Below are 23,691 nucleotides of genomic sequence, written 5' to 3' on the forward strand. Positions count from 1 at the left end.
TAACCAATACCCAAATCAATCATTGAGAGATTTTACAAAATGCTCTCAAACCCCCCTTATTCTCCAAAGCCCCCCTTCTTAAGGGGGGTTGGGGGGATCAACCCAGATTGTTGCAACCGCTCTAATAACCAATACCCAAATCAATCATTGAGAGATTTTACAAAATGCTCTCAAACCCCCCTTATTCTCCAAAGCCCCCCTTAATAAGGCGGGTTGGGGGGATCAATCCGGATCCCGGCAACACATCAAATAACCAATGACCAATAACGAATAACCAATGCTAGTCTTAGTAGTTTACGATATCCCCGATGATCGTCGGCGTCTCAAACTCTCCACCTGTTTAGAAGGCTACGGACGACGGGTCCAAAAATCTGTATTTGAATGCTTTCTCAGCTTAGAAGAAATGCAAAAACTACACCAAAAATTGCAGCGATTGGTTAAACCCACAGAGGATAATATCCGCCTGTATTGGATCAGCGAAAACGCCTTTTCCAAAACCCTAACCATCGGCAGTGAATTCCCCCAACCGCCCCCGAGTTTCTACATTATCTAGGCCCTTCCCCCTTCCCTGTCGAGTGACTCGGCCCCCATTACCCCCAGGTTAACCTCCTGGGGGTTTTTTGTTGCACCCTTCCACTGGCAATGCTATGCTTCCAGTAGGGAAGAACACCTTTCCAAAATAAACAGCGGATTTGTAAAGTTTTATAAATCCGCAGAGGTCAGCCAAACCTCGAAACCCGCATTTTGTCGTTGACCTCTGCGGATCGAGGGCAGAATCAGGGGTCCGGGTCATGAATCTGGGGCTTATTCGCAATAAGTTCCAACTTGTTGACAGGTTAAGACCCCCTCTGCGGATTTGGTCCTTGAAACCCTCTCTCCGTCAGGCTTCCTGGCAGAGGACTTACCGATTAGTTAAAATCGGACTTGTTGGAAACTTTAATGGCAAAGTTTTCGAGCGAAATTTGAGTGCCTAAAACTTACCGATTAGTTAAAATCGGACTTGTTGGAAACTTTTGAGTTATGGACATTGGATTTGTTTCCTCGCTACTTACCGATTAGTTAAAATCGGACTTGTTGGAAACAATTATAACCATTAAAACTAAAGTCAAGCATCCAAGACTTACCGATTAGTTAAAATCGGACTTGTTGGAAACTATCATGCCCGTTCCCCATCTCGAAAGATAGGTTTGAGACCTTACCGATTAGTTAAAATCGGACTTGTTGGAAACTCAACGCCTCGGGCTTTCAATAAAAGTTCTTCACAGTCCTTACCGATTAGTTAAAATCGGACTTGTTGGAAACTGGGCGGTAACAGCGGCGGCGGTTGCCAGAACGAATCCACCTTACCGATTAGTTAAAATCGGACTTGTTGGAAACCAATTAGAACTTCCATCTCTTTCTCCAATAACTACAAATGTCAGCTTACCGATTAGTTAAAATCGGACTTGTTGGAAACAACTACTTAACAGCAGACATACACCATGCAGTTGAGTACTCCTTACCGATTAGTTAAAATCGGACTTGTTGGAAACTTGATAGGATTGGTAGTAACTGTTGTATTCCTGATGCTTACCGATTAGTTAAAATCGGACTTGTTGGAAACAATTATCAACGACATATCGGAAACACCATCCGCATTGTAATCCTTACCGATTAGTTAAAATCGGACTTGTTGGAAACCTTTGTAGTTAGACATTGATTTTCCTCAGAGATAATGAGTCTTACCGATTAGTTAAAATCGGACTTGTTGGAAACATTCATGGAAGGCTCGAACTCGGTTGACAAGTTAAGCGTGTACTTACCGATTAGTTAAAATCGGACTTGTTGGAAACCAACTTAGGATTTTTGGCGGCGGCTGCGGCGGGAACCAGGGCTTACCGATTAGTTAAAATCGGACTTGTTGGAAACTTTACACGGACGGCTCCGTCGATGACTTCTCCGTCTTTTTTTCTTACCGATTAGTTAAAATCGGACTTGTTGGAAACCTGGGTGGACCGATCCTAAGAATTCATCATTCAGATAAATCTTACCGATTAGTTAAAATCGGACTTGTTGGAAACTCCTGGTAACCAAATTGCCACCAATCTCCGCCGCATTGTGCGGCAACACTTACCGATTAGTTAAAATCGGACTTGTTGGAAACATTTCTTGCGAAAAACTGGGAGAAGCGAAACCGAAAAGAGCGGAACTTACCGATTAGTTAAAATCGGACTTGTTGGAAACCCTTTCGTTCTCCATAAGGAGCTTTCAGGGAGAATTGTGCATCCTCTTACCGATTAGTTAAAATCGGACTTGTTGGAAACACGATATATGGACCTAACGATATGTAGACTTAAGACCAGATAGCCTTACCGATTAGTTAAAATCGGACTTGTTGGAAACCTTCTAAGGCGTACTGAAAGTCTTTTCCATTTAGTTCAATATGCTCCTTACCGATTAGTTAAAATCGGACTTGTTGGAAACTCCCTGAGTCATAGGTTCCACTTTCAAGGTATAGAAACTCTTACCGATTAGTTAAAATCGGACTTGTTGGAAACTGGATTTCATTTGATTTCCTCAGAGAAGGTTAACAATCAGTCATCCTTACCGATTAGTTAAAATCGGACTTGTTGGAAACAAGGACTTGCCTTTCTTCACGTTGTTGGCTGCACCTGAGATGCTTACCGATTAGTTAAAATCGGACTTGTTGGAAACCTTAACAAATAGTCTGAAAGATTGTCCGTCTGCCGTGTGAACTTACCGATTAGTTAAAATCGGACTTGTTGGAAACTCATTAGTCGTCACTTTCTTGCCAGTAATGACATCGTTAGTGACTTACCGATTAGTTAAAATCGGACTTGTTGGAAACCTGTGAAGAGAGAAGGGCTATTTTATATTCTTAAACCCGCTTACCGATTAGTTAAAATCGGACTTGTTGGAAACTTCGTATTCTTTCACCCAACCTAGGATTTTTTCATCGGCTTACCGATTAGTTAAAATCGGACTTGTTGGAAACCCTCATGTGTTAAGTGCTCGCCGACCATCGTAATAATGGAGGGAACTTACCGATTAGTTAAAATCGGACTTGTTGGAAACTTTTGAGCAGCGGCGAAAGGTACCAAGGTTGCGAAGTCTTACCGATTAGTTAAAATCGGACTTGTTGGAAACAGTTGAGGTCTGATAGGTAGGTCAGAGTTAGTACTTACTGCTTCTTACCGATTAGTTAAAATCGGACTTGTTGGAAACTTGAGTGACACTTTCAACGAAAGTGTATTCTTCGCCGGTCTTACCGATTAGTTAAAATCGGACTTGTTGGAAACGCCATTGTTGACATCATCAACTTATGGCATAGAGCTCGGTCCTTACCAATTAGTTAAAATCGGAATCGTTGGAAACTTTCTAAAAACTTACGATGCCCAGGGCAAAAGACCAAGAAACCCGGTTTCTGCGATAACTTTTGCCCCGTCACCTCAATTCATGAAAAAAACCCGGTTTCTAACTCCTGGCAAGGACATCAGAAACCGGGTTTCTACGAGAACTGTTGCCCGATCGCCTCAGTGGATGAAAGAAACCCCCTTGTCTTCCCTAACCCCAAAAATCACCCATTCCTCACATCGCAAGCAACCTCATCACCGCAGATAACAACGCATCCGGTATCCGGGCAGATTCCCCTCGCATCCAAGGCCCTGCAATGATTTCTAAAAACGGTTCCGTTTGCAGGACCTCCACCCGGTCCTCCAACACACTATGAATCACCGCCACCGGAGTCAACTTCCCCTGCACTTGACAGAAATCGTGCCATTGGGCCAGGGCCTCCGGGTCGCTGGTAATAATCAAATAGTGAGTACAGCGATGGAGCACCATCACATCCCGAGGTTTGGGTTTCCCGCCAAAATCCACCAGCACCAAATCCATCGCCTCGCGAATATGACCCACTGCCTCCGCATGATGCTGGAAAAAGCGCTCAGACCAGCCTGCTTTATGCTGTTGGCGCAAACTATCCACCAAAGCGCGATCCTTCGCTTCAATGGCCCAATTCCCCTCCCCATCCCACTGCGCCCGATGCAGGTGGATGCGCCGGTTTGGGTTGGCCCCTCGCAACCCCCGAACCAAAGCGTAAGACAGCACACTCTTCCCACTATTGGGCGGCCCCCCGATAAACAAAGCCGGTCCAGGAGGGCGACTCGGGACCAAGCGAAACGACTCCGCTGCCGCCAACTCCGGAATCCGACTCGCCACCACCACTACCGAACCCAACTGCAAATCGTAGCATCCCACCCAAGGCGCTGAGTCACACCGTTGCACCAGATGACTCGTCAACCAAATCGGGGCCGCCCCCCACAAAATGATACCTTTGGAAAAATCCAGTTCCCGGGGCAAAGTGAGAGAACCCAGCAATTCCGGTTCAATCTTCCCCGAAGTGGCAATTTCCAAACATTGATACAACTCCCCATCACGCGCCTGCAACGGGTTCACGGTCAACTGTACTATCCCACTCATGCCGGTAACTCCAACGGCAGCACCGAACCTACCCCCACCCCGCGAGTGTGAGTTGCCACCACCACCGCCCCGTTCAAACGCGGGTCATAACAACCCACCCAGGCAGTCGCATGGGCCTCATGGGTCAGATAGGCATAGACCCAAATTGGAGATTTCCCCTCAAACACCACCCCTTGAGACCCATCCAGAGGCGGCAGTTCCAGGGATTTCAGGTCATCGGGCTCCACAATCCCATCCTCGCTGATAATCTCAATGCGGATATGTTGATACCCCATCCCATCCCGGGTGTGATGGGGAATAACAGTCAAGGCAATGGGTTTCATGGTATTGCACCTCTATAGAATCACTGGAGATATGATATAGCACCTCTAGTGTACCCGGTGTTATCGACACATCCAGCCAAATACCAACCCTGCGCCATAGCCAAAGATGTGCGACACTCCCTGACGCCACTGGAGGAGGAGTCCCAGGAGGCAGAGCCTCCAATTTGGCATTCCCAGGCAGAGCCAGGGAACGAGGAAAATTGTCTTAAGCCCCCCTTTCTAAGGGGGGTTGGGGGGATCAATCCGGAATGAAAGCAAGCGGTATATTTTTTATAAAAATCCTTAATTAACCCCCTAATAAAACCCCGATTTGTTGTATAATAAAACTCGTAAAAATTAATCATCTCTCATGGAATATGAATCGGTAAAAGCCGACTATGATGCCCCCTGGAAAGAAGCCCTCACCCTTTATTTTGAGCAATTCCTCAGCTTCTTCTTCCCCGAAATTCATAGCAAAATCGACTGGAGTCAACCCTATCAATCCCTAGACAAAGAACTCCTAGAACTAGGCCGCGACTCCGACACCGGCACCCAATTTCCCGACAAACTCTTTGAAGTTCAACTTATCACCGGCAATCCCCTATGGATACTAATTCACGTCGAAGTCCAAAGTCAATCCGTTAGCGACTTTCCCAAACGCATCTATCGCTATAACTACCGCGCCTTTGACCAGTATGACAAACCCGTCGTCAGTCTCGCCATCTTAGGGGATGATACAGCCACTTGGCGACCCACCGAATATGCTTATACCCTGGATGGATATGAGCTAAAACTGAAATTTCCCACAGCCAAACTCCTAGACTACCAAACTCAGTGGGAAGAGTTAGAATCAGAACAGAATCCCTTTGCGCTGATGGTCATGGCCCATTTAAAAACCCAGGCCACCAACCGCAAAATGGAAGAACGAAAACAGTGGAAATGGACCCTAATCCGTTCCTTGTTTGACCGAGGATATAGTCGAGAAGAAGTCGAGAATCTCTTCCGGTTCATCGATCGCATGATGAGCTTACCCAAACAACTCGAACAACAATTAAGAACCCAACTCATTGAATATCGGGAGGAAAGACAAATGCCATTCATCAGTCCCATGGAAGAACTCATCCGAGAAGAAGCAATGGAACAGGGACTCGAACAGGGAACCTTGCGAAATCAGCGGGAAAATATCCTAGAGCTTTTGCAAGTCCGGTTTGGGGAAGTCCCTCAGTCCGTAGTAGAAGCGATAAATCGTTTGGAGGAGATTCCAACTCTAAAACAGCTACATCGTCAAACCATTTCCGTGGGTTCCATAGCTGAATTTGAGCAACTTCTGAATCCCCAAACAGATAGCTAAAGTTAACTAACCTAGCCCTGTCAAGGTGGTAAATTGAATGAGCACTCCTGAAGGAGTCACTACAAACATTTTACGAAAGTTTGTAGTAACCCCTTCAGGGTTTATCTTTTCAGGTCTCCTGAAGGAGTCACTACGAACTTTCTATTTCCCCAGCACAAAATTCACCAACTTACCCGGAACCACGATCGCCTTTTTAACCTCCTGTCCTGCAATATACTTCTGCGCAACTTCCGACTCCCGCGCATACTGTTCCAACTCCTCCCGAGTTGCTTGGGAGGGAACCTGAAGCGTCCCCCGGGTCTTGCCACTAATTTGAATTACTAAGGTGATTTCATCCACCACCAAAGCATCCAAATCCACCGTCGGCCAAGATTGCTCATGAACCAAGGTTTTATTGCCAATTTCCTGCCACAATTCCTCGGCAATATGCGGTGCAAAAGGGGCCAACAAAATTAACAGCGTTTTGATGCCTTCAGTATAAATTGCCGAATTTTTGCAGTCTGCATCATTCAAAGCATTACTGAGTTTCATCAACTCCGAAACTGCCGTATTAAACTGATACTCCCCTTCTAAATCCTCGGTAATTTCTTTAATCGCCGTATGAATCGCCCGTCGCAATTCTTTTTCAGCTTTACTTAAATCCCCTTTCACCTCTTTGGCCGGAGTCGTTCCCGCATATTCCGTTACCAACCGCCAGACGCGATTTAAAAAGCGGAATTGTCCCTCAACGTCGGCGTCTTCCCATTCTAAATCTTTCTCCGGTGGCGCTTTAAATAAAATAAACATCCGCGCCGTATCGGCCCCATATTTTGCCAACACTTCTAACGGGTCAACGCCGTTATATTTGGATTTAGACATCTTCTCATAGAAGACTTGTAAGGTTTCTCCGGTTTCCGGGTCTTTCGGGTCACTGGCATTAACTTGGGCCGAGGGAATGTATTTCCCGGTTTGCGGATTTTTGTAGGTTAAACCCTGGACCATCCCCTGAGTCAGCAGGCGTTGGAATGGTTCATCAAAGTTCAATAAACCTCGGTCTCTCAATACCTTGGTAAAGAAGCGAGAATAGAGTAAATGCAAAATCGCGTGTTCAATTCCCCCAACATATTGATCCACCGGCAACCAATCATTGACCTGCTGGGTATCAAAGGCTTTGTCCGCATTTTGAGCATCGGGATAGCGCAAGAAATACCACGATGAATCGATAAAGGTATCCATCGTATCGGTTTCCCGTTTCGCCGGTTCTCCACAACTGGGACAAGGCACATTCACCCAACTTTCTAACTGGGATAAGGGAGATAATCCCCGTCCGGAAAAGGCCACATCTTCTGGTAATTGCACGGGCAAATCTTCATCTGGAACTGGGACGGCCCCGCAACTCGGACAGTGAATCACGGGAATGGGTGCACCCCAATATCGTTGCCGGGAAATTAACCAATCTCTGAGGCGATATTGGACTCGCGCTTTGCCCCAGTTTTGCTTCTCGGCATGGGCAATAATTTCACCTTTAGCCGTAGTCGATTCCATGCCATTGAAAATGTCGGAATTAATGACAATTCCGGGTTCTGTATATGCCTCTGTTAACTCGGCTTTTTCATCTGCAGTAGCGGCGGGAACAATTACCTGTTTAATGGGTAAATTCTGTTCCCGGGCAAATTTGAAATCGCGAACATCATGGGCGGGAACTCCCATAACTGCGCCAGTGCCATATTCATAGAGGACATAATCGGCAATCCATATCGGAATTTGTTCCCCAGTAAAAGGATTAATTGCCATTCCTCCGGTCGGAATTCCCCGTTTCGGTTTATCGTCGGCAGTGCGTTCTAATTCGCTTTGATTGCTAACTTCTTGGATGAAGGCTTCAACGGCTGCTAATCGGTCGGGGGTTGTGACTTTTCGGGTTAAGGGATGTTCCGGGGCTAAGACTACATAAGTTACCCCATAGACTGTATCGGGACGAGTGGTAAAGACGGCAACTTTTTCGGAACTGTCTACAATGGGGAATTCTAAATAAGCGCCAACGGATTTACCAATCCAGTTAGCTTGCATTAGTTTAACCCGTTCCGGCCAGCCGCTTAATTGGTCTAAATCATTAAGTAATTGTTCAGCATAATCGGTAATTTTGAAGAACCATTGTTTGAGCAATTTCCGCTCAACTTTTGCCCCCGATCGCCAGGACCGACCCTCATTATCCACTTGTTCATTAGCGAGTACGGTTTGGTCGATGGGGTCCCAGTTAACTGCTGCTTCTTTTTGATAGGCAAGTCCAGCATTAAAAAACTGCAAAAATATCCACTGAGTCCATTTGTAATAGTCTGGGGAACAGGTGGCGACTTCTCTAGTCCAATCGAAGGCAATTCCCAGACGTTCGAGTTGTTGTTTCATCTGGGCGATATTTTGATAAGTCCATTTCGCCGGATGAATCCCGCGTTCAATGGCGGCATTTTCTGCCGGGAGTCCAAAGGCATCCCATCCCATCGGATTCAGGACACGATACCCTTGCATCCGCTTGAGACGGCCTATCACGTCCGTGATGGTGTAGACTCGGACATGACCCATGTGCAGGTTTCCCGAAGGATAGGGAAACATGGACAGGGCATAAAATTTAGGCCGATCGCGGGTTTTTGGGGTTTGATATAACTGGCGTTCTGTCCAAGTTTGTTGCCACTTTTCCTCAAGGGATGCGGGATTATAACGGGATTCCACGACAAATCTCCTACTCAATTGCTCGATCGCGTTTGCATCGATATTTTGACATACTCTTGAGGAAATTTGGAGACCCCCTGTAGCTGCCTGTGGCGTCCCCAGGGCGTCCGAGGCGGAATGAGAACCCAGGCACAAGCAACCGGGTTTCTGGCCCTAATCTGTTGCCAACTGGCTCAAATTTTTTCAAAAAACCAGGTTGCTAACCTGACGCGCTACCCCCATTTGAGGTAACGCTTATCATGCCGGACCCCCCGGCAATATGCTACTATTTTTACCAGGAATTTTACCGTCAGGGAGCATCTGGAAGCTGAAATTACGTCAGATGCTATATCGAAAACGCTTACAGTTGGGTCTCGATGTGGCATCGGCAGGCAACTGGATCCACAGCAAATTGCTGACCTGAACTGCCGAATGATTTAAAGGGGTCTTCAAATGGGGGAAAACCCGATGGGTGTGGCGATAAACTCTTCACCCATTTGAGCAAATCAAAAATTCATTTTTTCGGCTGTCCCGTGGGGAGGGTCCGAAAAAATTTAGGAGGATGGGAATTAGTCACTTTGCAGGGCAATTTCTATTGATTTTAAATGCCAGATCGTGCCAAGGCCCCGCTTCGCGATCAGATGCATTGGGGTGCATTGGGGTAAAGCACAACGGGTTAACAGGAGGATTAACGGATGACGTTCATTTTTGGGGATAATCAAGGGAATAGTTTAATTGCTCCCGACAGCGACGATACCATTATTGGCGCCGATGGCAATGATTCTATCTTGGGCAATGGCGGAGAGGATATCCTCTTTGGAGGTCTAGGAGAGGATACTTTAATTGGCGGTCCCGGGGCGGATATTTTTGTTCTAGGATCCGGCAGAGATACGATTGTGGATTTTCAAAAAGGGGTGGATAGACTGGCGGTTTCCCGGACCTTAAGATTTGCTCAAATTCGCCTGGAACCGATTTTTGATCCAGCGGACAATCGGAATCCGAATTCGGTGGCGATCGGGACTCAATTGGTGATCCAGAATGGCGATCGCCAGGTAATTGGGGAAGTATTCGGGTCAATTAATTTGGATGCCACGGATTTTTTAAATGAAACCCTAGACCCCCGGGCGAGTATTGTCGAGTTGAGTGCCACTAATTTTACAGTGGCGGAGGGGGTTCCCAGTGTAGAAGTGAGGTTAGTTCGCACCGGCAACCTAAGTGAGGCGGCCAGTGTGACGATTTTGCCGACGGATGGGACGGCGATCGCCTCCGCCGATTACCTCGGAGGTCCAAGGGTGGTCACCTTTACCCCCGGACAATCTCAAGCAGTGGTGACCCTTCCTCTGATTGATGATCAGATTGTAGAACCGGCGGAAACCCTCACCCTTAGCTTAGTCACTCCCACGGAGAATTTGGGAGTGGGAGGGCGATCGCAATCCACCCTCACCATTCTGGATGACGATATAGCACTTTCTTTGGGTGAGCAAACCTTTACCCTCAATGACCAAGGTGAGGCGATCGCCACCATCACCGTCCTCCGCAGTGGCATAGTAGAGGGTACAGTCGGTGCAACCATCACCCTCGCCCCCAACATCCCTAACCCTCCTGAAAATCTCAATACCCTGCAACTTCCGGTAAACTTTGCCCCAGGAGTCACCGCACAAACCGTCACAATTCCCCTCGTCAATGAACTGATTGCCACAGGCGTTGAAACCCTCAGTTTGACCCTCACTACCCCCACCGGAGGCGCAACCCTAGGCCCAAGCAATACCGCCACATTTACTATCGTCGATAATACCATCAATCCGGTTAGCTTACAGTTCAGTCAAACCGACTTTCAGGGGTTGGAAGATAGTACCCCCATTGTTCCAGTCACCGTGACCCGCACAGGTTCCCTCAATCGTCCAGTGAGCGTCACCCTGGCCCTCACACAGGGGACGACAACTGCACCGGAGGATTTCAATAGTACCCCGCTCCTTCTCACATTTGCCCCGGGAGAAACCACTCAAACCGTTTCAATTCCTATCACTAATGATAGAACCATAGAACCCGATGAAACCGTAGCCCTCACTTTAGTTAATCCCACCGGAGGCGCAACCCTAGGCACAACCAATACCGCCACATTTACCATCGTCGATAATGATGCTGCCTTGCAGTTTACTCGTCCAGATTTTAACGCAGTTGAGGACCGTACCCCCATCCAACCCATCCAAGTGCAGCGCATTGGGTTTACAGGCATCCCCACAGGTGTCACCATTGGATTAAGTGATGGCACCGCTACGACACCCTTGGATTACGACCCCACCCCCATTGCGGTAGACTTTGCACCGGGAGAAACCCTCCAAACCCTGGCCATTCCCCTGGTGGATGATGACACCATAGAACCGAATGAAACTATCAATTTGGCCTTACTTAATCCCACCAGTGAGGCAACCCTAGGGCAACCCAGTACGGCAGTATTCACCACTATCGATAATGATGTGCTGTTGCAGTTTAGTGCAGGGAACTTTGTTACCACTGAAGATGGCACAGCGATCGCCCCGGTAACCGTCACCCGAGAAGGCCGCCTGGAGACCGCTTTTTCCGCAGCGATCGCCCTCACCGATGGCACGGCCACCGCTCCCTTGGATCACAATAATACCCCAATTCTCGTCAATTTCGCCCCGGGAGAAAGCGTTCAAACCGTTGCCGTTCCCATTGTCAATGACACGGACAGCGAGCCCAACGAAACCCTGCAATTAACCCTCACCAACCCCAGTCTAGGGGCACGAATTGGTGCGCAAAATACTGCCACTTTAGCAATATTAGACAATGATATCCGCCTAGAATTTAGTGCACCGACCTTCATCCTCGAAGAAGATGGGACCGGAATTGTCGCCGTCACCGTCACCCGCGCTGGCGGACTCCATCTCCCTGCTGGTGCAACCTTAGTTTTAGGGAATGGGACGGCCACTGCACCCTTTGATTACAATAATACGCCGATTCCGGTCAACTTTGCTCCCGGAGAAACCGCCCAAACCATCACCCTTCCCATCGCCAACGATGCGATCGTCGAAGTGAGTGAGACCCTCAATCTGGCCTTAATCAATCCTACCCCCGGGGTAGAAATTGGTATCCAAAGTAATGCCACCCTCATCATTCCCCGCAGCGATCTGCCTGCCTTACTCAACTTTGAAGGCGTGGGAAATTTAGACCCCGTGAGCGGATTTTATGGCGATCGCGGGATATCTTTTTCCCCCAACGCCTTGGGAATCATGAGTACCGATGCCTTAGATGCCTTGGGATTACCCGGTGAATTCGGCGGAAATTTTGCCCCTCCCCCCAGCGGCACAACTGCCCTCACTTACGGAGAAAACTCGGCGATCGTCATGAATGTAGAAGGTGGATTTGACAATCAACTCTCCTTCTTCTATGCCTCCCCTTTCGCCCGTCACAGCGTCACCCTCTATGACGGATTAGGCGCATCCGGCAACATTTTGGCATCCATCCCCTTATCCACCACCGCAGCAGGTTCCTTACCCCATGTTTATGAAGAATTTGAGCAAGTAACCCTCCCCTTCGCGGGAGTCGCCCGTTCCGTCAGTTTCGGCAGCGTTCCCAACAAACTCATCCTCGATGATATCCTTCTAGGATAATGTTTCTTATGTTTGTAGTAACGACAGAAGTCGTTACTACGAATAGAAAGAGAACGAATTGAATCGTGTCCTGTAGATGGAATGGAGTGGAAAAATTGAGGGTAAACTTGCGATCGGGATTAATCACCGGCGCTGCAATTTTACCGCCAACCTGGGACTTTAAACGGGTAGAGCGCAATATTCCCCCAGTGACGGAAGCAGAGTGGGACCGATTGGGACTCCTCTAATCGCCTATTGCTAACACGCAACTTTTTGAGGGAGGAGATCGGGCATCCCGAGGCAGAAATAGGCAGGGGTTATGAGTTTTAGGCAGGATAATCCGTAATTTTGAAACGTTTCTTAACAATTCAGCTCAAAACGGGTTAAAATAAATTCCGTTTATCGGCTGCGTTTTTCATCTTCCGTCTCCCGGAAGTTTTTTATAAAGCGTCAGGGAGTTCTCAGCGTTTTCAGACCCGTGGGGTTCAATTCGTTCAATCATGAGGAGGACCGCATCGGGGGAATGAAGAGACTGAATAACGCGGGTCTCTTTGGGGAGAAGACTTTAAAGCCTTTTTAGGCGGAAAGGGACGGGTGAAAGGTGAAAGGCAGGTTTGAAAATCAGGTAAAAGCGGAAATTTCGTGCAAGCAAACACAGTTCTTGATCAGACGACTGGTACAGTTTCACAGACACAAACCCAAGAGTTACCCTTTACTCTTCAGGATGTGAAGGCGGCAATTCCTGCCGAGTGTTTTGAACCCTCGATACCCAAGTCTTTGAGTTACTTTTTTCTGGATATTGGGATTATTGCGGGACTGTATGCGATCGCATACAATCTGGACTCCTGGTTCTTTTTTCCCATTTTCTGGGTGATGCAAGGGACAATGTTTTGGGCATTATTTGTCGTGGGTCATGACTGTGGTCATGGCTCTTTTTCTAAGCTCAAATGGTTGAATAACCTCATCGGACATTTGTCTCATATTCCCATTTTAGTTCCTTACCACGGTTGGCGGATCAGTCATCGGACCCATCATGGAAACACGGGAAATTTAGACACAGACGAAAGCTGGTATCCGGTATCTGAGGAAAAATACAATCGGATGCCTTGGTATGAAAAGCTATTCCGCTTTTATTTACCCTTATTAGCCTATCCGCTTTATCTGTTCAAGCGATCGCCCGATCGCGCCGGTTCCCATTTTCTCCCCAGCAGTCCCCTGTTCCGTCCCTCGGAAAAATGGGATATTGTGACCAGTTCGGTCCTGTGGGTGATGATGGTGGCATTCCTCGGGGTGCTCACCTATCAATTTGGGTGGGTCTTTTTGGTTAAATATTACCTCGTACCTTATATCATTTTTGTGATGTGGTTGGACTTAGTGACCTTCTTGCATCATACGGAAGATGATATTCCGTGGTATCGAGGAGAGGATTGGTATTTTCTCAAAGGTGCGCTTTCGACCATCGATCGCGACTATGGATTTATAAATCCCATCCATCATAATATTGGCACTCATGTGGCGCATCATATTTTCTTAAATATGCCCCACTATCACTTAAAGACAGCAACCGAGGCGATTAAACCCTTGTTAGGTGATTATTATCGCTCCTCCAACGAACCCATTTTAAAGAGCTTTATTCGCTCTTATTTGTCCTGTCATTTTGTGCCAAATAGCGGGTCCAAGGTGTACTATGAATCCCCTTGGAAGCCGAAATCGAAATAACTAGAAATAGTCCCGATCCCTTCCGGGTTGGGACCGTTGGCAAATGGCCCGCCTGTGCGGGCTATTTTTTTGCCTGGGATTGTAAAAACCCGCAATTGTAAAAACCCGCAATTGTAAAAACCCGCAATTGTAAAAACCCGCAATTGTAAAAACCCGCAATTGTAAAAACCCGCAGGCTGAAGCCCGGAGGCTATACGGACAAAGCCCGCCTGCGCGGGCTATAAGAGTATTGTTATACCCAATCCGGTTGTGAAAGTCCTATCTTATTCTTTAGCCTGCGTTTGGCGCAGCCTGCGCGATAGCGCTTAGGCAGGCTACCCTTCACCGAAGCCGCTAGCGCGTCTACGTTCGTGTAGCCTCCGGGCTTCAGCCTGTGGGTTTTTATTGGGTTTAGTCTAAAATTGGGAGGAGGACCGGATGCATCTATTATTTCACCCCAGAAAAATGTAGGCGCTGTTTACTCCCTATCAATTTAGAAAACCCAATTTATTTCAGGAGGCATAGATCAATGGTTAGATTAAAAACTTGGCAATGGGTAGTTTTAGCCCTGCCGATCGCCGCGATTGTTACCTTTTTGCTAGTGGCAGCCGGAACCCAAATACATGAATGGAATCTAAACTGGATTTGGGCCATATTTACCCTAGTTTTAGTCGGGTGGCGGTGGATATTAGTGCGGTGGACTCAACCGATGATGGCGGAAATGGAAGCGGCGATCGCCCAGGTGAATCAGGACATCGAAGAGTCTAAACAACAAAACACCGGACCCACCGCTGATGAAGCCACTCAAAAAGCCGAAATTGCCTTACAGAAGATATTAGAAACCTCTCGGACTGATGCGCCGATTTGGGAGGATTTACAAACCTTTGGAAACCGATGTCAGGAAGTCGTAACCGCCATTGCCTTAATTTATAATCCAGAAGTCAAATATCCCCTACTTAATATTTACATTCCCCAAGCTTATGGACTGATTCGCGGGACCGTCGATGATATGGACCGCTGGATGCAACAACTTTCACCCGCCTTGAATCAAGTCACCGTAGGACAAGCCTTTCAAGCTTATGAAATGTATCGAAAATTGGAACCGTCGGCGCGGAAACTGTTCCAAGTTTGGAACTGGGTACAATGGTTTGTGAATCCGGCTGTAGCGGCTGCCCGAGTCGCCTCCCAGGGTTCTAGCAATCGGGCAACTCAAGAATTGTTAGTAAATTTGGGACAACTGTTGCGCGAAGCAGCATTACGGAATTTGAGTCGGCAAGCGGCTACTTTGTATGGAAATCGGACTTTACCCGAGAGTGCTTCACCCATAGCTACTCCCGCTTTACCGAAGGCCAAAACCCAAACTCTGCGAGAGATTATCTCCCAAGCAGAACCTGTGGAAAAAATCGCACAAAAGCCCATTAATATTTTGTTAGTGGGGCGCACAGGGGCGGGAAAAAGTAGTCTGATTAATACCTTGTTTGACAGCGATCGCGCCGAAGTTGATTTGTTGCCGAGTACGGACCTAATTTCCAACTATCACTGGCAGAGTGAGGGCGGGGAAACCTTGATTTTATGGGATACCCCGGGATATGAACAAGCAAAACGCGCCGATTTGCGAGAGATGGTGCTCGACTATGGCAAAACCGCCGATTTGTTATTGTTAGTGACCCCCGCTATGGATCCGGCCCTGCAAATGGATGTGGATTTTCTCAAAGAAATCAAGGCAGAAGTGTCAGATTTACCGGCGATCGCCGTGGTGACGCAAGTCGATCGCTTGCGTCCGATTCGGGAGTGGAATCCTCCTTATGATTGGGTTTGGGGGGATAAACCCAAAGAAAAATCCATTCGAGAAGCAACGCAGTATCGCACTGAACAATTGGGGGAATATTGCGATCGCATTTTACCCATTGTGACCCAAGACTCACAACAAGGGCGAACTGCTTGGAATGCCGATACCCTGGCGGTAGCGCTGATTGAGGCGATCGACCCGGCGAAACAACAGCGCCTCGCCCGATTTTTGCGCGATCGCGAATCCCGGATCGTGACTTCGGCTAGAATTATCGATCGCTATACCTTCCAGATGACAACCACCCAAGGCGTGACCTCTTTACTCAAGACTCCCGTGCTCCAGTTCATTTCCACCCTCTCCACCGGGTCCCCGACCCTCGCCTACGCCTTAGCGGAACAAATCCCGGTAGAACAGTTACCCGTGGTGATTGGTAAACTGCAAATGGCCTATGACTTATTTAATTTGTTGAATACCGACGCCAAACCCTTTCAGTTTGATTTGCTCTCCCTGTGGCCCTTGCTGCGGGATAATCGGGGAACGAGCGATCGCAATGCCTGGGCCTTCGGTCATGCCTTAGTTGAATATTGGACCCAGAAATTAACCTTACAACAACTGCGATCGCGCTTTGAGTCCTATTTGGAGCCACAACCAACATCCTGAAGAAGGGTGGGGGTTTTGGCCCTTGCGCCTTTTAGCCGACTAATACTCAGTCATTTGGCGGATGTCCGGGAGGACTACTCTGGGTGATAATAGAGAACAAGAGAGTCAATTATAGAGAAAGGAACTGCCCCAGTGAAATTAAATAACTGGGGTTTTTGCTTTTTACACACTGAAGCCTCACCCCAGGGGGGCAGAAATTGGTGATTCCGAATCCAGAGAATAGCTGACACCTCCATATTTGCCCCAGATCGCGATCGGCGATACAAAACCAACCCTTACCCCTGATGGTGGAGCGAATAATTAGGCGAATTGACCTCAATAAAAAACCCCCAAATCGTTGGGGGTTCGCCATGCACATTTCTCAATCTCTTTAGATCCTACTGTTAAGCCCTGAGAAAAAAATCAGCCAAAGTGCGGATTTATAGGGGTTAAATGTACCTATTTTTGTAAAAATTCATCCTAAATTTCTTCTTCATGAGGGTTGGCAAAACCCCTCAATTGTCTCCGATTTTTCAGAGTCATCCCGTTGAAACCCCATGATCAGACCGAGGTTCGCTACAATCACAGGAGCAGCTTCCCCAGTGCCCTGGGGGACTGGAGTCCAATACAATCCTCCTCGAATCATCAAAAACTCATGAATCCTCAAGAACGGCAAAAATTAGAGCGCAAACTACAAGATTTAGAGGCGCAAATCCATCAACCGCAACCCTTACCCACCTCGACCCCGGACACCCCCTCCTTGAAATCGGTCTACCAACAGTTAACCCTGTGGTATCAAGGACTGCCTGATAGAGGGAAAGTAGTGGCGATCGCGGTGGGAGCAGTCTTTGCCTTATCCGCCGTGAGTACAGTCTTAAATTTGGTTCGGTTAGCCTTTACCTTGGCCGCAGTTGGGGTGTTAGGATTTGTCGGATATAAATTATTTTTAGCGTCTAAATCCTCCAATCCAAATCCATAAGAGATAAGAGTGACTGGGAAATCTAAAGGTCTGAAGCGAACTGCACCCAAGGTCAAATCCACAACCGGAAGCAAACCCCCGAGTCCGGGGAAAGTCAACCCCGTGACCCTATTTCCACGGCGGTTGGCAGCAAGTACAGTAGAACTGGCGCTGATTGCCGTTAGCGCCCTAGTTCCCCTGTCTGTGGGATGGCACGCCACGCGGTATCTGAATGTGCAACCTGTCCCTCTGAATCCGGTTCTGGTGACCCTGGAACGTGCGATCGCCCGGACTCTGGCACTGCCCCCAACTTGTCCCCCTCTCCAAAGACGTCGCTGCACCCGTCTGGTCCCTCCCCTTGTCAATTTCCTCTGGACAATTGGCCCGATCGCCGCCTTGAGCGTCAGTATTTGGCAATTATATCTACTCGGACTCACGGGTCAGACTTTACCCAAGCGCTGGTTGCGCCTCCAGGTGGTGACGGATTCGGGAAAAGCGCCCGGTTTTGGGCGTGCCCTGTTGCGAGAGGCTGTAGGCCGTTGGGGAGTCACCCTCACCAGCGCCTATGTAATCTGGCTCATCACAGGCGCTGTACCGGACTTAGTAATTTTGGGACTGACGACGGCCTTAATGGTAGTCTTTGATGGACTCTGGAGTTACTTTGATCCCAAGTCCCGCACCCTCCACGATCGCCTCGCCGGAACGTGGGTCCGCAGTAGCCGACACAGCGTTTCGGGACTTAGTAGAAACATGAACAGCAGCAACTCAAAACAGGTGGGAATTCAATTAGAGACAGGCGGGCCCATTGAACGGATGCCCGAATCAAAACCCGGGGTAGATCAGTGGTGGAATGGGATTCACCTTCACAAGAGCGCGAAAAAAGCCTTGGCATTGGCCGTGGGTCTAGCTGCAATTTTGGGAACCTTCCTCACGACTCAACTTTATATCCAATCTCAAGAAAATGCCCGGACTCAGGCAGCGCGAGATCAGGAAAAGTTTCTCACTTGGGTCCGCCAATTTGCACCGGATGAGCGTCAAGGTGCGATTCTCGGATTGGCCAGTTTCGAGAATCCCGAGGCCCAGTACCAAATTTTAGCGGATATGCTGGCCCTGGAAACGGAGGCGGCTCAACTGGATGTGTTGCAACAAGCTTTAGTCAGCAGTGGAGGGCGATCGCTCCCCTATTTGCAAAGATTAAATCAAGCCACCCGCACAGACCTGGATTCCCTGCGTTATAGCACCAATGAGGAGCAGATTGAAGTGGTGCAACTGCGACTCCAAGCCACCCAACGGGCGATCGCCAAACTCCTCCAACTTTATAGCACCGAGTTCGACTCTCTCGATCTCAGCCGCACTCATTTGGGGCAGATTACCACAGAAGCAGCGCCCTTCACCTTGGTGTTAGAAAAAACTGACTTATCCGGAATTCGATTTCGGGGCGCTATTTTAAGCCATGCCAGTTTTAAAAGCAGTCAATTTTCCAGTCCTGGACCCGATCGCCGTTTCGGAACTGTGGATGACCAAAAAGCCGACTTGACTGCCAGCATCCTCACGGATGCGGACTTTACCGGGGCATTTCTGAGTCATGTTATCCTAGCCTATAGCAATCTCAGTCGTGCCAAACTGGATCGGGCCAACCTCTCCAAGGCTCAACTCACCGGGGCCAACCTCAGCAGCACCCAGGCGATCGGGGCAGATTTGCTGCAAGCGGACCTCACGAATGCTACCCTGGTGGGTGCTCATTTAGCCTCCGCGAACTTAACCGGCATTCTCGCCATCGGTGCGCGGTTCCCCCGGGTGGTGGCAACCGGCGCGACCCTAGCAAAGGCGGACTTAACGCGATCGGACTGGCAGGGGGCAGATTTGAGTCGGGCGAATTTCACCGAGTCTAATCTCCAAAATGCCAACTTGAGTGGGACGAAACTAGCAGGTGGGAATTTGAGTTTTGCTCAATTACAAAATGCCAACTTCCACCAAACCGATCTCACCTCGGTGAATTTTCAAGGGGCGAATGTGGAAGGGGCGGATTTCCAAGGGGCCGTGTTTTTCAAACCCAAAACCCAAACGGGCGATCGCCTGATGCAATCCTCCGACCCCACCCCATCCGGATTTTTGCGGGGGGTTGATTTTAGCAAAGCCCGAAATTTAGATGATAAACAAATTGTTTATATCTGCGCCCAAGGGGGGATTTATCCCCTTTGTTCCCAACCTTAAGGGGTTGTTTCTCCCCAGGGCCTTGGTCCCGCAGGCAATCCACCAGAAACCGGGTTTGGGGTTTTCAACCCCAATTTTTGAACCCAGTTAACCGGAGTTAACCTTTGAGTCACACCCTTGACTCCTCTGGGTTTTGCCATTCCCGAAGGGATAGGGAAACAGACTTCTAATGGTTCATCGATTCAACTTAAGCTAGAATCGACGGAACATTGGAAGTATTTGTTTTTAGTGGGATAGAGGAGTAGGGAAATGGAACGTCTGAAAAAAATTGCCTCAACTTTGGGTGCTCTGTTGTTAGGGACAGGGGCGATCGCCAGCAGTTTAGCCTTGTCGAGTCAACCGGCATCGGCTCAAGCAGCTTATGGGAGTTATATTGGGATTGGTGGCTCGGCTGGAATCAGCGAACTCGACGGCGATCGGCAAAACTCTTTTTTACTAGCAGCACGCTATAAACTACTCCCCGTGCCAATTTCCTTACGGGCTCAGGCCTTTTTTAGCGGAGATGGAACCGCCGTGGTCCCGACCATTTCCTACGACTATCCCCTCACCTGGCAAACTGATATTTACTTGGGTGCAGGTGCGGCCCTCACCACTGGGGATACCCCCGTGGGCCAAAAAGTTAGCTTTGCGATTCAACCCGGGGTAGATTTCGCCGTTCCCAATACCCGATTCATCGTCTTTGGGAATGCGGTGATTGCCCTAGATGCTTATGAGGATGAAAGCAAACCTGCCGTCTCTGTCCAAGGCGGCGTCGGTTTACGATTTTAAGACGGGCAGATAGGTGCAGTGTTTAGAGAAGTGTCCAGCAAGTCTCTAAACACTCCCCTGGGCGGATTTACCTCAAGGGTCCGATCCGGTCTGGGGGCCAGTAGATTTTATACGCCTTGCCGATAATATGATTTCTGGGGACATATCCCCAAACGTGAGAATCAAAGCTATTGTTGCGATTATCGCCTAACACAAAATAACTATCTGCGGGGACTATCTGCGGGTCTAAATTGTACTGGGCAGGGCCAACAACATAGTCCTCGGAAAGGGGTTCATTGTTGATATAGATAATCCCATCTTTGAGTCGGATTACATCTAAAGGCATCCCAATGGTGCGTTTGATAAATAAATCTCCAGCATTCGGGTCAAGGGTTTTGGCGAATTCGGGAGCACGAAATACCACCAAATCCCCCTTTTGTGGAGGACGCCCCCGAGATTTGAAAGCAAGGATTTGGTCCCCGGAACGGAGAGTCGGAACCATGGAATCACTGGGAATTGTAAACCGTTGGACAAAATCATGTTCGACCCAAGCGGGAATCAAAATACTGGTGAGCTTGAAGGCTACAATTAAAATCACAATCATCACAATCGGGTCATGGGAATGGAGGGCCGATCGCGGACAGGAAAAATAAGCATGGTAACAGGCGATCGCATACAGTAAAGGCGGAACCAGCAACCATCCCGGATGAAATCGGGCAATATTAGAGGCGACAATTAGACTAATCATCAAGACTGCGCCTAGCCCGACGTTTTTTAAATACAGATGGCCCAGTCCGGGTAACAGTTGGGATAAAAATACTGCAACCCAAGGATTATTTTTATTTCTTTTATTCTTAAGAACCCTTTCTAGTCGCAAAAAAGATAGGTTTTTAAAACATCGATGAGCATCTATAATATTGACCAAATAAATGCCAAGAATTGGGAAAACTAATCCCAAACTGGTGAGGGTGTTTCCCTGGGGACTATAGAAGGCCGAAACTGCCACGGCAATTAAGACGGCTTCAATTAAAATAATTCCCAACCCTCGGAAAATTTTTCCCGCATAAATCTGCCCCAGACCCGGAAACAGGGCGGATAAGTTAACCGCTAACCACGGGTCTTTTTGCAGCTTGGCCCTGCGCGATCGCCTGGGTTGTATGCCAGTTGAGGAGGGACGAGGGGTGACTCGGGACAATGCCAGTGCCAGGGTATCGGTGTTGTCCTCATTTTGCTGTTTGCGCCGTCGGGGGGCGACGGTTCGCACATCAGTTCCATTCCCTAGGGCAAATTCCTCACTCCAAATCACTGAGCGATCGCGATTTTTGCCCAAAATCCGGACCCGGGCGACTGCGGGAATTCTCAGTTTCATCAGCAGTTCCCGAATTGCAGCAACGCAGCGTTGCCGATGTTTGGGAGTCGGCGCTTGCACACTCACGGACAGTAAACCCTGATGCAAGCGCACCTGAGCTCTCATGCCGTGGGGGGTTAAACACTCATCAATCAAGGCGGCGATCGCCCGTAGATCGCCTTGTTTCGCTTGTGCTTGTAGCTTTGCCGGTGTCATGACCCTATTCCCCAAAATCCGGTACAGCACAAATCACCGCAACACTCAACCCTCGCCCCGTTGAGAGTTGGTTTGTCTGGAATATCGCCCAGTGTTGGGTGATAAGACTTCTTGCCAAAGTCCGGATTGATCCCCCCAATCCCCTTGTTAAGGGGGGCTTGAGAGAATTCTGCCAGAAGTTTATAGTTAACCCGTCACCATGAGTCGTAGATTGCATCTGTAGTCTATCCTTCACGCGCATCTTTAATTTAGTTTAACGTCGCCGATGAACGAGGGTAGCATTGGCCTGATCCACTGGCACTACCAACATTTCGCTAATATTTACATGGGGGGGTCGAGTGACCGAAAAAAGCACTAAATCGGCAATATCTTCCCCGGTGAGGGGGGTTAAATCTTGATATACCTTTTCAGCGCGATCGCAGTCGCCATGAAAGCGCACGAGACTAAATTCCGTTTCCACTAAACCCGGTTCGATTTCCGTCACCCGCACTGGAGTCCCGATTAAATCTTGCTTCAACCCGTCGGAAATCGCCCTTACTGCCGCTTTTGAGGCACAGTACACATTCCCCCCCGGATAGGCGACTCGACCGGCGATCGAGCCAATATTCACCACATGACCGGATTGCCGTTCCACCATCTGGGGCACCACCGCCCGAGTCACATATAGCAATCCCTTGACATTGGTATCTAGCATTTCTTCCCAGTCATCGATATTGCCTTCATGGAGTTTGGATAATCCCCGACTCAAACCCGCATTATTGACTAAAATATCAATCCGATTCCAAGGGTCCGGAAGATGATTCAGAGTAGCGTCAACCGCTTGGCGATCGCAGACATCTAACCCCAAAACATGAGTCTGAATGTGATACTGTTGCGCCAGTTGAGTGCCTAACTCCTGCACCCGTTCCAAACGCCGCGCCGCCAAAATCAAATCTGCACCCGCCTGGGCCAACAATTGGGCGCAAGCGGCCCCAATTCCACTACTTGCACCCGTAATCAAAACAATTTTACCCTTGAGAGACACCATAATCCTTGCTATAAACTCTTATCAATGGCCTGTTTAAAGGTATCAGAGAAATGGCGAGGCGGTACACCCACCATCAAAGCGGAATCATTTCTCAGGTGAATTTCCACATCGCGCCGACGAGAGGAAAAAGCACTCGCTTCCGCTAACAACCTAGGGGTGAGAAAATGCACCTGTTGATTGCCCGAACCGCGCCACCCTTGGTTATCGTTAAGTTCTGGAATATACAGTCCATCAATTAACACATCAATTTGGGACAGGACTCGGGCGATCGCCGGGTCGGATTTCGCCTGTAACTGTTCTAAGGTAAACCCGGTATAGCAGATAATCGAACAATCCATCTCTGCCAAAAGTTCAAATAATTCACTGAGTGCCTGTGCCTGTAACATCGGTTCTCCCCCGGAAACCGTTAACCCTTCTGTTCCCGGGACGGATAAAATTGTTTCCGCCAAGCGTCGCGGTTCCACCCAAGTCCCGGATACCTGGGGAATCCAATCCGGAGAGATACAACCGGAACAGTTAAAACAACAGCCTTGCACCCAAATGGCAAACCGTTGACCCGGACCGAGAGTGCGGGTGATGGGACAAAGTTCTGCTAAGTTCAGTAAGGTCATTGGGTTAGGGTTGGGGGTA

General features: G+C 48.6%; 16 protein-coding genes and 1 CRISPR repeat array. Of the genes, 10 read left to right on the forward strand and 6 right to left on the reverse strand.

Annotated elements, in window-relative coordinates; genetic code table 11:
• Window positions 1-277: 277 nt before the first annotated feature.
• On the forward strand, window positions 278-553 hold the full coding sequence (gene cas2, locus NG792_RS16900; RefSeq protein ID WP_261199085.1) for a CRISPR-associated endonuclease Cas2: 276 nt from the start codon (window positions 278-280) through the stop codon (window positions 551-553).
• Between the two features lie 347 nt (window positions 554-900).
• Window positions 901-3,375: a CRISPR direct-repeat array (repeat unit 35 nt; unit sequence CTTACCGATTAGTTAAAATCGGACTTGTTGGAAAC).
• A gap of 213 nt (window positions 3,376-3,588) precedes the next feature.
• Here the strand turns inward: cas2 and crn3 (NG792_RS16905) are convergent.
• Together crn3 (NG792_RS16905) and crn3 (NG792_RS16910) are read right to left on the reverse strand one after the other, a co-directional pair.
• Window positions 3,589-4,479, reverse strand: a complete 891-nt coding sequence (gene crn3, locus NG792_RS16905) for a CRISPR-associated ring nuclease Crn3/Csx3 (RefSeq protein WP_261236157.1) — start codon at window positions 4,477-4,479, stop codon at window positions 3,589-3,591.
• The gene (gene crn3, locus NG792_RS16910) at window positions 4,476-4,802 is read right to left on the reverse strand and encodes a CRISPR-associated ring nuclease Crn3/Csx3 (RefSeq protein ID WP_261236158.1); all 327 of its coding nucleotides are present in this window, start codon (window positions 4,800-4,802) and stop codon (window positions 4,476-4,478) included. Before crn3 (NG792_RS16910) ends, crn3 (NG792_RS16905) begins: the two co-directional genes overlap by 4 nt.
• A 349-nt stretch (window positions 4,803-5,151) precedes the next feature.
• Between crn3 (NG792_RS16910) and NG792_RS16915 the strand changes: the two genes are divergently transcribed.
• Window positions 5,152-6,132: an RpnC/YadD family protein gene (locus tag NG792_RS16915; protein ID WP_261236159.1), complete on the forward strand. Its 981-nt coding sequence runs from the start codon at window positions 5,152-5,154 to the stop codon at window positions 6,130-6,132.
• A 141-nt stretch (window positions 6,133-6,273) separates the two neighbouring features.
• Here the strand turns inward: NG792_RS16915 and leuS are convergent, their stop codons facing one another.
• Complete coding sequence (leuS, locus tag NG792_RS16920; RefSeq protein ID WP_261236160.1) at window positions 6,274-8,835, reverse strand: leucine--tRNA ligase; 2,562 nt, start codon at window positions 8,833-8,835, stop codon at window positions 6,274-6,276.
• A gap of 259 nt (window positions 8,836-9,094) precedes the next feature.
• Here leuS and NG792_RS16925 point away from each other — a divergent pair, with 259 nt between their 5' ends.
• The 8 genes from NG792_RS16925 (at window position 9,095) to NG792_RS16960 (ending at window position 20,491) form a co-directional block, all read left to right on the forward strand.
• Entirely contained in the window at window positions 9,095-9,238 is a 144-nt protein-coding gene (locus NG792_RS16925) for a hypothetical protein (RefSeq protein WP_261199090.1), read from the forward strand.
• A 271-nt stretch (window positions 9,239-9,509) separates the two neighbouring features.
• The gene (locus tag NG792_RS16930) at window positions 9,510-12,446 is read left to right on the forward strand and encodes a Calx-beta domain-containing protein (protein ID WP_261236161.1); all 2,937 of its coding nucleotides are present in this window, start codon (window positions 9,510-9,512) and stop codon (window positions 12,444-12,446) included.
• A gap of 65 nt (window positions 12,447-12,511) precedes the next feature.
• A complete protein-coding gene (locus NG792_RS16935; protein ID WP_261236187.1) occupies window positions 12,512-12,673 on the forward strand; it encodes a hypothetical protein in 162 nt (53 codons plus the stop codon).
• Between the two features lie 394 nt (window positions 12,674-13,067).
• Window positions 13,068-14,144, forward strand: coding sequence for a fatty acid desaturase (locus NG792_RS16940; RefSeq protein ID WP_261236162.1), 1,077 nt, complete (start codon window positions 13,068-13,070; stop codon window positions 14,142-14,144).
• Window positions 14,145-14,652: 508 nt separating this feature from the next.
• Window positions 14,653-16,572 carry a GTPase family protein gene (locus NG792_RS16945; RefSeq protein WP_261236163.1) on the forward strand — a complete coding sequence of 640 codons (1,920 nt, stop codon included), beginning with the start codon at window positions 14,653-14,655 and terminating at the stop codon, window positions 16,570-16,572.
• Between the two features lie 634 nt (window positions 16,573-17,206).
• Window positions 17,207-17,530: a hypothetical protein gene (locus tag NG792_RS16950; protein ID WP_261199094.1), complete on the forward strand. Its 324-nt coding sequence runs from the start codon at window positions 17,207-17,209 to the stop codon at window positions 17,528-17,530.
• A gap of 9 nt (window positions 17,531-17,539) precedes the next feature.
• Complete coding sequence (locus tag NG792_RS16955) at window positions 17,540-19,723, forward strand: pentapeptide repeat-containing protein (RefSeq protein ID WP_261199095.1); 2,184 nt, start codon at window positions 17,540-17,542, stop codon at window positions 19,721-19,723.
• A 249-nt stretch (window positions 19,724-19,972) separates the two neighbouring features.
• Entirely contained in the window at window positions 19,973-20,491 is a 519-nt protein-coding gene (locus NG792_RS16960; protein ID WP_261236164.1) for a porin family protein, read from the forward strand.
• A 67-nt stretch (window positions 20,492-20,558) separates the two neighbouring features.
• Here the strand turns inward: NG792_RS16960 and lepB are convergent, their stop codons facing one another.
• The 3 genes from lepB to NG792_RS16975 form a co-directional block, all read right to left on the reverse strand.
• Entirely contained in the window at window positions 20,559-22,034 is a 1,476-nt protein-coding gene (gene lepB, locus NG792_RS16965; RefSeq protein WP_261199097.1) for a signal peptidase I, read from the reverse strand.
• Window positions 22,035-22,287: 253 nt separating this feature from the next.
• The gene (locus NG792_RS16970) at window positions 22,288-23,061 is read right to left on the reverse strand and encodes an SDR family oxidoreductase (protein ID WP_261236165.1); all 774 of its coding nucleotides are present in this window, start codon (window positions 23,059-23,061) and stop codon (window positions 22,288-22,290) included.
• Window positions 23,062-23,069: 8 nt separating this feature from the next.
• Window positions 23,070-23,672 (reverse strand): 4Fe-4S single cluster domain-containing protein, encoded by a 603-nt coding sequence (locus tag NG792_RS16975; protein WP_261199099.1) that lies wholly within the window; start codon window positions 23,670-23,672, stop codon window positions 23,070-23,072.
• Window positions 23,673-23,691: the final 19 nt, after the last annotated feature.

The sequence above is a fragment of the Laspinema olomoucense D3b genome (genome assembly GCF_025370785.1).
GTDB classification, from domain to species: domain Bacteria; phylum Cyanobacteriota; class Cyanobacteriia; order Cyanobacteriales; family Laspinemataceae; genus Laspinema; species Laspinema olomoucense.